Consider the following 12747-nt stretch of genomic DNA (forward strand, 5'->3'; position numbering starts at 1 on the left):
GGCGTTCCGTCAGGCGGCTTCCCGCCCGTCCTCTTCCTCACGCTTCAGAATCTCGGCCTTCTTCTGGGCGAACAGGCCGGTGATGCGGTGCTGGGCGGCGCGGTCGACGGTGCCGATCTCCCGCAGCCGGGTGCCGACGCCCGACCGCCAGACCTCTTCCAGATCATCCAGATCCAGGCAGGCGCCCAGCCGGCGCTTAACCTCCGCCTCGAAGGCTTCGACGGCGGCGGGCTGCAGGTCAGGGTTGGACTTGGCGGCATAGAATGCCTCCGACTCCTCCCGGTACTTGCTGTCGTCGAACTGGCCCATATAAACGTCGGCGGCCAGACCCAGCTGCAGCAGGCATTTGCCAACCGCGTCGGTCATCGACATCTTGAAGCACTCGTCGTCCGGCATCTCCATCCCGTTGCGGCGGCGGACCATCTCGGTCCCGCCCCATTGCGGGCCGGTGAAGCACTTCTCCCTGGTCTCCGGGTCGATGTACCAGACGCGGGCGCAGATGAAGATCATCCGTTCCGCGATGGTCCAGTCCACCTGCTCATAGCCCCAGCCCTTGCCGATCGGACCGAACACCTCCGTCATCATCTGGAAGCGCCAGGTCGGGTCGATCTGCGTGCCCCGGAAACCGCCGGAGCGGGTGAAGGGCTTGGTCGCCTTCGGGTCGGTGCGCTTCAGCCTGTTCCACAGGAACATGGTGTCGATGCGCTGCGGCTCCGCCGCCCGGCTGCCGCCGGCGGACCCCTTGGAGCCTTGCGAGCCGCGGCTGCCGCCGGACTTCGGTTCTACCGGAGTGGTCTCCGTCACGTTGGACTCGGTAGCACCGGATTCTGCCACGTTGGATTCGGCGGCTTCAGTGTCGGCAATGACGTGGTCGGTCTTGCTCATGCGTCCCATGATTTGGGTCCTTCTTGTCCAAACGTTTCGGCTCTCCCCTCACCCCAGCCGGCGGTCAGCACTGCTTCCAGGCTGAGTTCCACCGCGTTCGGGTCAGCGGAGGGTCCCCAGGATTGCGCGTCGGCCAGGGCACGGCGCGGCGGTGCGCCGTAGCGCAGGCTGAGCCGTCCCTCGCGGTCGCGCGCGAGATAGAGGCCACCGGAACGGCCGTCCGGCTGGTCGATAGCGACGAAGGCGAGGCGGGCATCGTCGGGCATCAGCGCCTTCAGGGCGGCCTCATCCTCCTTCACCTCCAGCGCCGCCGCCCGGTTGGCGACCAGCCGGTCGGCCAAAGCCCGGAAGCGGTTGTGCCGGCCCATGTCGAAGACGCGTCCGTCCTCATAGGACGGGCCATCCACCGGCAGCGGGTCCGACGGCTCGACGTCGTTGACGACGTGCCACCAGAAGGCCTCCAGCGTTTCCACCAGCCGTTCGATATCGTCCGGCCGCCGGTCCACCGTCACCAGGCTGTGTCCGGTCGGGCGCAGGATCGACAGCAGCGCACGGTCCAGCCCGACCACTTCCAGCTGATGCTGGATCTGCCAGTGGTAGCGGCGGGCGAGGTCGGCATCGCTCTGGAAGCCGCTGTTGAACTTCGCCTCCACAATGGTGTCGAGGGCGCCGCCGGCCTCGCTGCCGGTCAGGAAGTCGGGGTGCGCCACCATCCAGTCATGATCGGCATGGCGGTAGGTGTCGGGTGCCGCCACGCAGGGTATCCCGGTCGCATGGGCGACGAAGCGCGGGTGCAGATGCTCGGTCGCGATGCCGATCTGCACGGCGGCGACGAGGTCGAGGTTGTCGGGCTCGACCCGGCCGGTCTTCTCGCGCCACAGCGACAGCCAGTCGCCGGCCATCACGCGCGTGGCGTCCGACGAGCCGATCCGCCCCGCCCGCAATTCCCGCTGTGCCTGAGTGATCGCCATGCTGCCCCGACATCTCCGGTTCCGGCCCCTGACGGGCCGCCATTCCGGCTTCGAAGCGTGACCGCTGATGCGATATCGCAGCAGCATTTCCAGACCGCCTCACCGGACCCTGAATATGGGATGCGAACACGCAGCTTTCAAGAACAAAACGTGAACCTTTGGCTTGGCCGTAGACCAGCACAAAGTCCTGAAAACACGCTATATTTGGTGTCTTCTGAAGGGAGTCGTCACAAGACAAAACGGACGGAGTAGAGGCGTCCGTTTTTGCGAGTCGCGGAGGACTGGAACGCGCGCCGCGACTCGTGCCGCGGCGGCTTTTTACATGCGAAGCGCTCGCACCACGTGGACGGCGACTCCGGCCACATGGGCGCGGTCGATGGCGGTCGGGCGGCAGTCGGGGTCGGTCGAAACCGGCATCAGGTGCGGCGGGAAGAAGCGGTATCCGCAGATGGTGCCCTCCCCCACCGTCACCACCACGTCGCCGGTCTGCGGCGTCAGGACGTCCAGCGGCTCCAGCACCACGCAATCGCGCGGCAGCACGCCGGCGGCGTCCAGGCTCTTGGACAGGATGCGAAGCGCGAAGGCGCGGCGGGAGGTCCGGCCGTCCATGGCGACCGACGACGCGCCATCCTTCAGCGCGCCGGCCAGGAACGCCTCCCCTGCCCGTCTGCCGAGGTCGAGGAAGATGTGGGCCTGCTCCAGGGTCAGCACCGGCACGCGGGAGACCGGCGCATAGGCATGGTCGTCGAGGAAGCGCGGCTCCGACCCGGCGACGCGGGCCAACCGGGCCAGCGTATCGGCGCTCGGCACGCTGCCCATGACGGGATCGCGCAGGAAGCGGGTCAGGTTGGTGGCGGTGACGCCGGCCAGCCGTGCCCATCCGCCGGCACTCCAGCCCTTCGCCTCCATGACGCTGGTCATCCAGCGCAGGATGGCGCGCCGCGTGTCGTCCATCGCTTTCCCCCTGACCTGCCCTTATCGCCCCCCGGCGTGCCTACCCCTGTCCTACACGGTACCGACGGGGTGAGGGAAGGCGCGATGGGCTAGGCGTGGCTGCGAATTCGCAGTGCCGCCTTGGACTCTGCCGTGGAGGCCCCATCTGTGCGGCATCGAAACCGCCAAAGGAAATGCGACCATGATCGTCACCAGCACCGATTCCGTGGAAGGCCGTCCGGTCGCCCAGTATCTGGGCATCGTCGCCGGCGAGGCGATCATGGGCGTGAACGTGTTCCGCGACCTGTTCTCGTCCGTGCGCGACATCATCGGCGGCCGGGCCGGCGGCTATCAGGCGGCGCTGCGCGAGGCGCGGGAGGCGGCCTTCGCCGACATGCAGGATGCGGCACGGTCGCTCGGTGCCGACGCCATCGTCGGGGTGGACGTCGATTACGAGGTGCTGGGCAAGGAGAACGGAATGCTGATGGTATCGGTCAACGGCACCGCCGTCCGGCTGCGCTGACGGCGCACCTAACCGTAAGCGCCAGCGAAGCCGTCTGGACAGTCACAACCGTATGGGTAGACTGCCCGTCCAGCAAACAATTGGGAGGGGGATGCTCATGCCTCGGGTTGTCCGCGGGTCCACCTGGTCCGCTCGTCTCGGCGGGCTCGCCATGGCCGCATGCCTGTTCAGCGCCCTGCCGGCGCTGGCGCTGGATGGCATCGTCGAAAAAAAGGTTTTCGAGATGCCGTCCTACACCACCGTCGGCGGCGGGACGATCAAGAACGTCCGTATCGGCTGGGAAAGCTACGGCAAGCTGAACGAGGCGAAGGACAACGTCATCCTCATCACCCATTTCTTCAGCGGCAACAGCCACGCCGCCGGGAAATACAAGGCGGAGGATGCGGCACCTGGCTATTGGGACAGCATCATCGGTCCGGGCAAGCCGCTGGACACCGACAAATACTTCATCATCAGCTCCGACACGCTGGTGAACCTGTCGCCCAAGGACCCCACCGTCGTCACCACCGGACCGGCCAGCATCAACCCGGACACCGGCAAGCCCTATGGCATGAGCTTTCCCATCGTCACCATCAAGGACTTCGTCAATGTCCAGAAGGCGCTGATCGACAGCCTGGGCATCAAGTCCCTGCAGGCGGTGATGGGCGGCTCGATGGGCTCGCTCCAGGCCTTCGAATGGGCGGCCGACCATCCGGACATGGTCAAGCGCGTCGTCGCCGCCATCGGCGGGCCGGAGGCCGATCCCTTCCTGATCGGCTGGCTGAACCTGTGGGCGGCGCCGATCAAGCTCGACCCCAACTGGAACAACGGCGATTATTACGGCAAGACGGAGCCGAAGGCCGGCCTGACCGAGGCGCTGAAGCTGGTCACCCTGCACGCCCGCCACTGGAAATGGGCCGACGCCGCCTTCGGCCGCAAATGGGCGGAAGAGGGCAAGGACCCGAAGGCCGCAATGGGCAACCAGTATGCCATCGAAGCCTGGCTGGACAAGGCGGCGTCCGGCCGCGCCGCGGTCAGCGATGCCAACCACTTCCTCTATCTGGTGAAGGCCAACCAGACCTTCGTCACCGGCAACGGCGCCTCGCTGGAGGATGGGTTGGCGAAGATCAAGGCGCCTGTCCTGCTGATCCCGTCCGCCGACGACCTCGTCTTCCCGCCCGACCGCAACATGCGCCCGCTGAAGGACCGTCTGGAAAAGCAGGGCAACGCGGTGGAGTACACCGAGTCGATCACCTCGACGCTGGGTCATCTCGACGGTGTCGCGAACATCGCCAAGGCCGGGGAGACGATCACGCAGTTTCTGGCGAAGTGAGGGGCTGCCTGGGTAATTGCAGGCTTCGATTGCCCCCACCTAGCCTCCCCCGCTGGGCGGGGGAGGGACTGCCGCGGCTCTCCCGAAGAGGCGCCAATTCCCTCCCCCGCCCAGCGGGGGAGGGTTAGGGTGGGGGTCTAACTTCGCACAAAGCCCCTACTCCCCGCTCACCGGCGCCCCGCGGAAGTTCAGCAGGCTTGGCGCCTTGTCGATGATCTCTTCCAAAATCAGCGACGCCGTCTCCAGTTCCCGCTCCAACTCCGGGCCGAGCTTGCCCACGTAGTTGGGACGCCGCAGCTTTTCCGCAGCGTCGTGCAGGCTGCGCAGTTCCGCGACGAAAATCTCGCGGGCGCCCATCGGCAGGATCGGATTGGCCGACAGCACGAAGAAGAACCGCATGCTGGCGCGCACCAGCAGGGCCAGCATGACGGTGTCGAGCTTCTCGAACTGGTCGCGCAGGTCGTCGGACCGCGCATCGACCAGATTGCGCATGCGCTGCTCGATCAGGATGACCAGCGCCTGGAACTCCCCCACCTTGTCGCGGAAGTCGCGGTAGGCGCCGAAGCTGTGCTTGCTCGCCTCATGCTCCGCCAGCTGGGCGAGCTTGGAGGCTTCGCGGCACTGGCGCTCCAGGGCGCCCAGCAGTTCCTTGACCTCGGCTCGGGTGTATTGGCGCTTGCTCATGGTGATCGGCGGGGGCTCGGCAGGATTCGGACGGACCGGGCCAAGCTATAGCACAACCCGCGGGCGACAACCTATGCCGCTCGCGGGTTTCCGCCGCTCAATGATCGGCCTTCACCGGTCCGCCCGGACGGCGCACCAGCGGCATGAACAGCAGCGCGCCGAAGAACACCGCCGACATCAGCAGCATGGCGTCGTTGAAGGTCAGGATCAGCGCCTCGCGCTGGACCAGCCCGACCAGCCGGGCCATCGCCGCGGCGGTCGGATCGGCGACCAGCCCGTCGAAGCGTTGGCTGAGGTTGTCGACCATCTGCTGCACCTCCGGCCGGGCGAGGTTCACGTTGTCGCCCAGGCGGTTCAGGTGCAGGGCATTGCGGTCGGTCAGCACCGTGTTGATCGCCGCCAGCCCGATGGCGCCGCCCAGGTTGCGCATCAGGTTGTACAGGCCGGACGCGTTCTTCAGCTTGTCCGGCGGCAGGGTGCCGAGCGCCACGCTGTTGATCGGAATGAAGCACAGCATCAGCGACATGCCGCGCACCGCCTGGGGCACGAACAGCTCCCAGAATCCGGTCTCGGCGGTGAAGTGGCTGTTCATCCAGACGCCGCTGCCGAACAGGATCAGCCCCAGCGCCAGCATGGCGCGCAGGTCCATCCGCTTCGACAGGGCGCCGGCGATGGGGGCGGACATGAACTGGAAGGCGCCGGTCACGAACATGATCTCGCCGATCTGCAGGCTGTTGAAGCCGCGCACGCGCGCCAGGAACAGAGGCTGCAGATAGACCGACCCGTAGAGCCCGATGCCGAGGATGAAGCTGTAGAGTGACCCGATGGCGAAATTCCGGTCGGCGAAGGCCCGCAGTTCCACGATGGGATTGCGGTAGGACAGCACCCGCCAGAAGAATCCGATGCCGCCGATCGCCGCCACCACGGCAAGCGCCAGGATGGCCTCGTCGTCGAACCAGTCGTTGCGCGGCCCCTCCTCCACCACATATTCCAGGCTGCCCAGGAAGGTCGCCATCAGCAGCAGGCCGATGAAGTCGAAGCCCTTGCGCAGCTCCGGATTCGGCCGGTCGACGTCGACCAGCAACCAGACCAGCGAGGTCACGACGATGCCAGGGATCACGTTGGCCAGGAACAGCCAGTGCCAGGACATGTGCTGGGTCAGATAGCCGCCCAGCGTCGGGCCGATGGTGGGCGCCATGGTGGCGACGAGGCCCATCATCACCGACACCCCGGCCCGCTTCTCCGGCGGGAAGATCATGAAGCTGGTGGCGAAGACCGTGGGGATCATCGCCCCGCCGATGAAGCCCTGGAGCGCACGCCAGACGATCATCGATTCGATGCTGCCGGCGAAGGCGCAGGCGACGCTGGTCAGGGTGAAGCCGGCGGCCGCAACGGTGAACAGCACGCGCGTGGACATGATGCGCGACAGGATGCCCGACAGCGGGATCATCACGACCTCCGCGATCAGGTAGGAGGTCTGGACCCACGAGATCTCGTCGGCGCTGGCCGCCAACCCCGCCTGGATTTCCGACAGCGAGCTGGAGACGATCTGGATGTCCAGGATCGCCATGAACATGCCGACGACCATCGCGAAGAAGCCGACGATGTCGCGCGTGGAGAGCGGGCGCATGCCCTGGGCCGGAGTAGCCATGGAACCGCTGCCTTCGATGGCGGCCGACGGAATCCCGCCCGGGGATGGCTCCGGCCAAAACAGTGCTGGGATTGGTGACGGGGACGCCGCCCCAGAAGGGGGGAGGTGGGCGGCGTCCCCGCCGGACCGTGGCCGCCGTTACTTGGCGGCCACCGCCTGCTTGTCGGCGAGCGCGCCGAACACACCGCCGGCGGTCACATGCGGCAGGGCGTCGGCACCGCGGGTGTCGACCTCCGCGACCACCGACAGGCCGGGGCGCAGCAGGCCGGCCAGCGCGTTGTCGCGCGGCAGGGCGATGCGCACGGGCACGCGCTGGACGATCTTGGTGAAGTTGCCGGTCGCGTTTTCCGGCGGCAGGAGCGAGAACTTCGAGCCCGAGGCCGGGGCGAAGCTCTCCACCGTGCCCTCCAGGTGACGGTCGGGGAAGGCATCGACCGAGATGCTGACATGCTGGCCGGGGCGCATGCGCGACAGCTGGGTCTCCTTGAAATTGGCAACCACATAGACGTCGGGCAGCGGGACCAGCGACAGCAGCTGCACGCCCGGCCGGGCATACTGGCCGACCTGGACGCCGCGGTTGCCGATCACGCCGTCGACCGGCGCCCGCACCACGGTGTTTTCCAGGTCGATGCGCGCGGTCTTCAGCGTCGCCTCGGCCTGTGCCAGATGGGCCTCCGTCTCCGTCCGCGTGGCGCGCAGGACGTTGACCTGCTCGTTCTCCGAGGCCAATGCCGCCCGCGACTTGGCGACCTGGGCCACCGCCTTGCGCAGGTCGGCGTCGGCCGTCTCCAGCTTCTGCCGGCTGGTCCAGCTGTCGTTGGCGAGCGAGCGGCTGCGCTCGAACTCCTGCTGGGCGCGGCGCTGCTCGGCCTCGGCGCTCGCCAGCGTGGCGGCGGCCTGGTCGATCACCGTGCGCTGCAGCTCCAGCTTGCTGTCAAGCGTGCCGAGCGCAGCCCGCTGGGCGGACACCGCGGCTTCGGCTTCCGCGACCTTGGCGCGGAAGTCCTGGTCGTCCAGCACCGCCAGCACGTCGCCGGCCCGGACCAGCTGGTTCTCTGCGGCCTTCACGTCCCGGACATAGGCGGAGACCTTCGGGCTGACGACGGTGATGTCGCTCTGCACATAGGCGTTGTCGGTCGATTCCATGAACCGGCCTTCCCGCCACCAATTTTCTCCGGCGACGGCACCGCCGGCCAGCACGGCAAGCGCAACGCCCGACAGCACGATCTTCCGCACGCCATTCGCCATTGTCTCTATCCCCAATCCACCGCGGTCCAAGCCCCTTTTCCGGGTTGCGCTCTTGCCGGCGCCGCGGAAAAGAAACTGAACCGTTCAGTTTAGTCTTGCCGGAAGATGGCGAAGGGCCTATCTGTTGTCAAGACAGAACTGAACGGTTCAGTTTTCGAAAACAGCGTGTCTGGGGGCTTGTCGGGCGATGCGGAACGCGGTAGGGGCCAGGAACATGGACTCAGGCGAGGCGCGTATGACCACCTTGGTTGCCCCCACTCCCGAAGCAGGTTCCAAGCCGGCCCAGATCATGGAGGCCGCGGGCGCCCTGTTCCTGGAGCATGGCTACAGCGCCGTCAGCATGGATGCGGTCGCCAAGAAGGCGAACGTGTCCAAGGCCACGCTGTACGCGCATTTCGGCAGCAAGGAAGAGCTGTTCCGGGCGATGGTCGCCTGCGAATGCGCCAATTCGGTCATGAGCAGCGTTTGGGACGATGCGATGCGCCTGCCGGCGGCGGACGGGCTTCGCCTGATCGGACGGACATTCGTCCGCTTCATCGCCTCGCCGAAGGCGCTGGGGGTCTACCGGATGGTGTTGGGAGAGGTGCTGCGCCAACCCCAGCTTGCCCAGGCCTTCTACGAGAGCGGCCCGGCCGAGACCTTCCAGCGTGCCGGCCAGTTCATGGCCCATGTGGCGGCCAATGGCGAGTTGGCGATCGCCGACTGCGACCTCGCCACCCATCAGTTCTTCGGCCTGCTGAAGGCCAACATGCACATGAAGCTGCTGCTGTGCCTCAGCGAGCGGCCGAGCGACGAGGAACTGGAACGCTTCGTCGATGCGGCGGTCGACCTGTTCGTGAAGGGCTATGCGCCGGACAAGCGGTGATTTCCCGCCGCTGTCGTTCTCGATAACAATCGATGGGCAATAGCGAGAACTCCCGATCCAGAGTTCGCCTCGCGCGCCTTGTCAGTGGCATAGACTTCGGTTAGCGTGCCGAAGGCATACTGACGTAATCAGGCGTGGCGGATCGGCGGATGAATTTCGACACGACCTTCGTCGCGCAGGTGATCACCGTCATCGGCTTTGCCGTGGGCCTGTCCATCGTCGTGGCATCCGGCCGCTATCCGCGCCACATCCGCAATTCACTGCGTGCCTATGCCTACGGCAAGTTCCTGCTGGGCTCGGCTTTTCTCATCGCCGGGCTGCGCGGCGGCGAGACCCCGGAGTTGTTCATCCCTCTCGCCAACGGAATCGGGCTCGTCGGGCTGACATTGAACTACACCTGCGTCCGCCATCTGCAGAACCGTCCGGTCTGGCCGTTCGGGCCGGCAGCCGTGGGGGGTGCCGTCGCGCTCTGCTGCCTGCTGCTGCTGTTGACGGGCGGCGACCTGTCCCAGGTCCGCACCCTTGTCAGTTTCGCGGCTTCCGCCGTGCTGCTGGTCATCGCCTTCGAAGTGCTGGTCCGCTACGAGCACCGCGGCGTTCCGCATTATGTCACCGGCCTGCTGTCGGCCGCGCTCGCCGTCGTCTACCTGATCCGCATGGGGGCCGGTCTCAGCCAGGAGGCGCCGCTCGACCAACTCGTCGACGACACTGTGGAGCGCGCGACCTTCCTGCTGTCCCTGTTGGGCACGGTGATCGGCGCCATCAACTACATCCTGATGGCCAGCGACGAGTTCAACCGCGAACTGACCAAGCTGGCCCACACCGATGGGTTGACCGGCGCTCTCAACCGCCGCCGCCTGTTCGAACTGGGCGAGGTCGAGTTCCGCCGCGCCCGCCGGTATGGGCGGGACTTGACGGTGCTGATCCTGGACATCGACCGCTTCAAGGCGATCAACGACCGGGCCGGCCATCCTTTCGGCGACCGGGTGATCCAGGCGGTGGCCGATACCTGCGCCGGCCAGATCCGGCATGAGGATTCGATCGGCCGCATGGGCGGGGAGGAGTTCGCCGTCCTGCTGCCCGAAACCGGGGCGGAGGCCGGACGGATGCTGGCCGAGCGGCTGCGCAGCGCCATCGAACGCCAGCTGGCGCCGCTCGGGGCCGAGGGCGGGGTGACGGTGACCTGCAGCATCGGCGGCGTCAGCATGACGCGGGAACACAGCCAGTTCTCCGACCTGATCGCCCAGTCCGACAGCGCGCTCTACGATGCCAAGCACGGCGGCCGCAACCAGGTGCGCTTCTTCCCGGCCGCAGCGTTGCGCACGGCGGCGGTCATTGCCTGAGCCGGCACCCTGCCATCTTCCCCTGCCCCTGCCCCTGCCCCTGCCCTTGCCACGGGGCCGGCTCCGGTTAGAAAAATCGGCCGGCGCACCGGCCGGCTTTACCCGCGAAGCGGCTTGCCGCATTATCCGGCCCGGTTACCTCCGGCCGGCCGCCGGAGCTGATCCGGCACTGTCCCCTTTTCCCGGCAACATCGGCGTACGGTCGTGGTTCTTTCCCATCTCGGCTCCGGCGGTCTGGAGCCGCAGCGGTCGCAGCTGACGCTCGGCACCAAGTTCAGGCTCATCAACTGGGGGCTGGTCCTGCTGATCTGCACGATCACCGGGGTCGGCGTCGGGCTGCTCTATTCCGCCGCCGGCGGCCATTGGAAGCCCTGGGCCCAGCCGCAGCTGGTCCGCGCCATCCCCGGCTTCGTCCTGATGCTGGGCATCGCGCTGGTGGACATCCGGCACCTGATGAAGTCGGCCTACATCATCTTCTTCATCGTGCTGTGCCTGCTGGTCGCGGTTGAACTGATGGGCCGCATCGGCATGGGCGCGCAACGCTGGATCGACCTCGGCTTCTTCCAGCTTCAGCCGTCGGAGTTGATGAAGCCGGCGCTGACGCTGGCGCTCGCCCGCTATTTCCACGGGGTGACGCTGGACCAGATCGGCCGTCCGCTGCTGTTGATCCCGCCCTTGCTGCTGGTCTTCACGCCGGTCGCCCTCGTGCTGATGCAGCCGAACCTGGGCACCTCGCTGCTGCTGATCCTCGGCAGCGGTGCGGTGTTCTTCGCCGCCGGCGTGCGGGTGTGGAAGTTCCTGGTGGTGATCGGCGGCGGCCTCGGCGCCATCCCCATCGCCTGGGAGTTCCTGCACGATTACCAGAAGCAGCGCGTCTACACCTTCCTCGATCCGGAAACCGATCCGCTCGGCTCCGGCTACAACATCCTGCAGTCGAAGATCGCGCTGGGGTCCGGCGGAATGTTCGGCAAGGGCTTCATGTCCGGCTCGCAGAGCCAGCTGATGTTCCTTCCGGAAAAGCACACCGACTTCATCTTTGTCGTGCTGGCCGAGGAATTCGGGATGGTCGGGGCGCTGACCCTGCTGGCGCTCTATCTGCTGCTGTTCATCTATGGCTGGATCATCGCGCTGAACAGCCGCAGCCAGTTCGGCCGGCTGGTGGCGGTCGGCATGACTGCGCAGTTCTTCCTCTACGTCTTCGTCAATGTGGCGATGGTGATGGGGCTGATCCCGGTGGTCGGCATCCCCCTGCCCCTGGTGTCCTATGGCGGGTCGGCGATGATGACGCTGATGGTGGGCGTCGGCCTGCTGTTGAGCATGTCGGTTCACCGCGACGTGCGCATCCCGAAGAGCGGCGTCACCGACGACTGAGGACCGATGATTATCGGCGGAGGTAAGTCCGCCGAAGGCGGCCACCCCCCGCCCGCACCGTTGCCGCACCGCCCCACCCTCGCGATATGGGGGTGTGGGCCGACCGAAATTGCGCGCCGGTCCGTTTGCAGCGGGAGGATCAGCCATGCGCAACGACGCCACGGGACGGGGCAGGCGGAAAGCAACCATCATCGCCACCTTCATTGCCGGCGGGCTCTCGGCCCTGCTGGCCGGTGCCGGCGGACCGGCGCTGGCCGATGGCCTGTTCAGCCACCTCGGCGGCAGTTTCAGCGAGAAGTCGGGGAAGTTCGAGGCCTCGCGCTGGCAGCGCTCCGACGGCTGGAAGGCCGGCGGGCACATGAACTGCAGCTGGAACCGCGCCAACGTCACGTTGGAGAAGGGGCATCTCGCCCTGTCGGTCAGCGACAACATCAGCGGCCGGGATCGCTATTCCTGCGGCGAATATTCCACCCACCGCTTCTACGGCTACGGCAACTACGCGGTGTCGCTGAAGGCGGTGAAGGCCGATGGGGTGATGACCTCGGTCTCCCACTATACCGGCCCGCCCTTCGGCGATCCCTGGGACGAGATCACCTTCGGCATCGCCGGCAAGGACACCACCAAGCTGGAGATCAGCTGGGTCGCCAACGGCGTCGGGCACCGCAACACGGTGGTCGATCTCGGGTTCGACGCCGCCAATGGCTTCCACAGCTACGGCTTCGACTGGAAGCCCGACGGCATCGTCTGGACGGTCGACGGCAAGCCGGTGCACCAGGTCGCGGCCAAGGAGGGAGAGCTGCTGCCGCGCATGCCGGGCCGGCTGATGCTGCGCTTCTGGAGCGCGTCGGGCGATACCGAATGGCTGCGCCGCTTCACCTATCCCGGCCATCCGCTGACCGCCGAGGTCGCCGCCGTCAGCTATCGCGAAGACCCGTCAAACCTCAGCAACTGAGGGGGCCGG

The 12747-nt window shown here is 66.8% G+C and carries 12 protein-coding genes; 6 read left to right on the top strand and 6 right to left on the bottom strand.

Annotation, left to right across the window (positions count from 1 at the left end):
• Positions 1–9: 9 nt before the first annotated feature.
• From ACWPKK_RS15800 to ACWPKK_RS15810, 3 genes are all read right to left on the bottom strand, one after another.
• Positions 10–894, bottom strand: a complete 885-nt coding sequence (locus tag ACWPKK_RS15800; RefSeq protein ID WP_324870961.1) for a hypothetical protein — start codon at positions 892–894, stop codon at positions 10–12.
• The gene (locus tag ACWPKK_RS15805; RefSeq protein ID WP_452005841.1) at positions 882–1856 is read right to left on the bottom strand and encodes a YqaJ viral recombinase family protein; all 975 of its coding nucleotides are present in this window, start codon (positions 1854–1856) and stop codon (positions 882–884) included. The genes ACWPKK_RS15800 and ACWPKK_RS15805 overlap by 13 nt, the downstream gene beginning before the upstream one ends.
• A 318-nt stretch (positions 1857–2174) precedes the next feature.
• Positions 2175–2810, bottom strand: coding sequence for an XRE family transcriptional regulator (locus tag ACWPKK_RS15810; protein WP_452005844.1), 636 nt, complete (start codon positions 2808–2810; stop codon positions 2175–2177).
• 181 nt (positions 2811–2991) lie between these two features.
• Here ACWPKK_RS15810 and ACWPKK_RS15815 point away from each other — a divergent pair, with 181 nt between their 5' ends.
• Positions 2992–3312 (top strand): heavy metal-binding domain-containing protein, encoded by a 321-nt coding sequence (locus ACWPKK_RS15815; protein WP_452005846.1) that lies wholly within the window; start codon positions 2992–2994, stop codon positions 3310–3312.
• Positions 3313–3409: 97 nt separating this feature from the next.
• Positions 3410–4624 carry an E22 family MetX-like putative esterase gene (locus ACWPKK_RS15820; protein WP_452005848.1) on the top strand — a complete coding sequence of 405 codons (1215 nt, stop codon included), beginning with the start codon at positions 3410–3412 and terminating at the stop codon, positions 4622–4624.
• 156 nt (positions 4625–4780) lie between these two features.
• Here the strand turns inward: ACWPKK_RS15820 and ACWPKK_RS15825 are convergent, their stop codons facing one another.
• From ACWPKK_RS15825 to ACWPKK_RS15835, 3 genes are all read right to left on the bottom strand, one after another.
• The gene (locus ACWPKK_RS15825) at positions 4781–5308 is read right to left on the bottom strand and encodes a hypothetical protein (protein WP_452005850.1); all 528 of its coding nucleotides are present in this window, start codon (positions 5306–5308) and stop codon (positions 4781–4783) included.
• A 97-nt stretch (positions 5309–5405) separates the two neighbouring features.
• Positions 5406–6959, bottom strand: coding sequence for a DHA2 family efflux MFS transporter permease subunit (locus tag ACWPKK_RS15830; RefSeq protein ID WP_452005853.1), 1554 nt, complete (start codon positions 6957–6959; stop codon positions 5406–5408).
• A 138-nt stretch (positions 6960–7097) separates the two neighbouring features.
• Positions 7098–8207 (bottom strand): HlyD family secretion protein, encoded by a 1110-nt coding sequence (locus ACWPKK_RS15835; protein ID WP_452005855.1) that lies wholly within the window; start codon positions 8205–8207, stop codon positions 7098–7100.
• A gap of 235 nt (positions 8208–8442) precedes the next feature.
• Here ACWPKK_RS15835 and ACWPKK_RS15840 point away from each other — a divergent pair, with 235 nt between their 5' ends.
• The 4 genes from ACWPKK_RS15840 to ACWPKK_RS15855 all read left to right on the top strand — a co-directional run bounded on the left by ACWPKK_RS15840 (position 8443) and on the right by ACWPKK_RS15855 (position 12738).
• Positions 8443–9072: a TetR/AcrR family transcriptional regulator gene (locus ACWPKK_RS15840; RefSeq protein WP_324870968.1), complete on the top strand. Its 630-nt coding sequence runs from the start codon at positions 8443–8445 to the stop codon at positions 9070–9072.
• A 149-nt stretch (positions 9073–9221) separates the two neighbouring features.
• The gene (locus tag ACWPKK_RS15845; RefSeq protein WP_452005859.1) at positions 9222–10415 is read left to right on the top strand and encodes a GGDEF domain-containing protein; all 1194 of its coding nucleotides are present in this window, start codon (positions 9222–9224) and stop codon (positions 10413–10415) included.
• Between the two features lie 204 nt (positions 10416–10619).
• Positions 10620–11786, top strand: a complete 1167-nt coding sequence (gene rodA, locus ACWPKK_RS15850; protein ID WP_452005862.1) for a rod shape-determining protein RodA — start codon at positions 10620–10622, stop codon at positions 11784–11786.
• Positions 11787–11931: 145 nt separating this feature from the next.
• A complete protein-coding gene (locus ACWPKK_RS15855; RefSeq protein WP_452005864.1) occupies positions 11932–12738 on the top strand; it encodes a family 16 glycosylhydrolase in 807 nt (268 codons plus the stop codon).
• The last annotated feature ends 9 nt before the right edge of the window (positions 12739–12747 follow it).

The organism is Azospirillum largimobile (assembly GCF_977007025.2).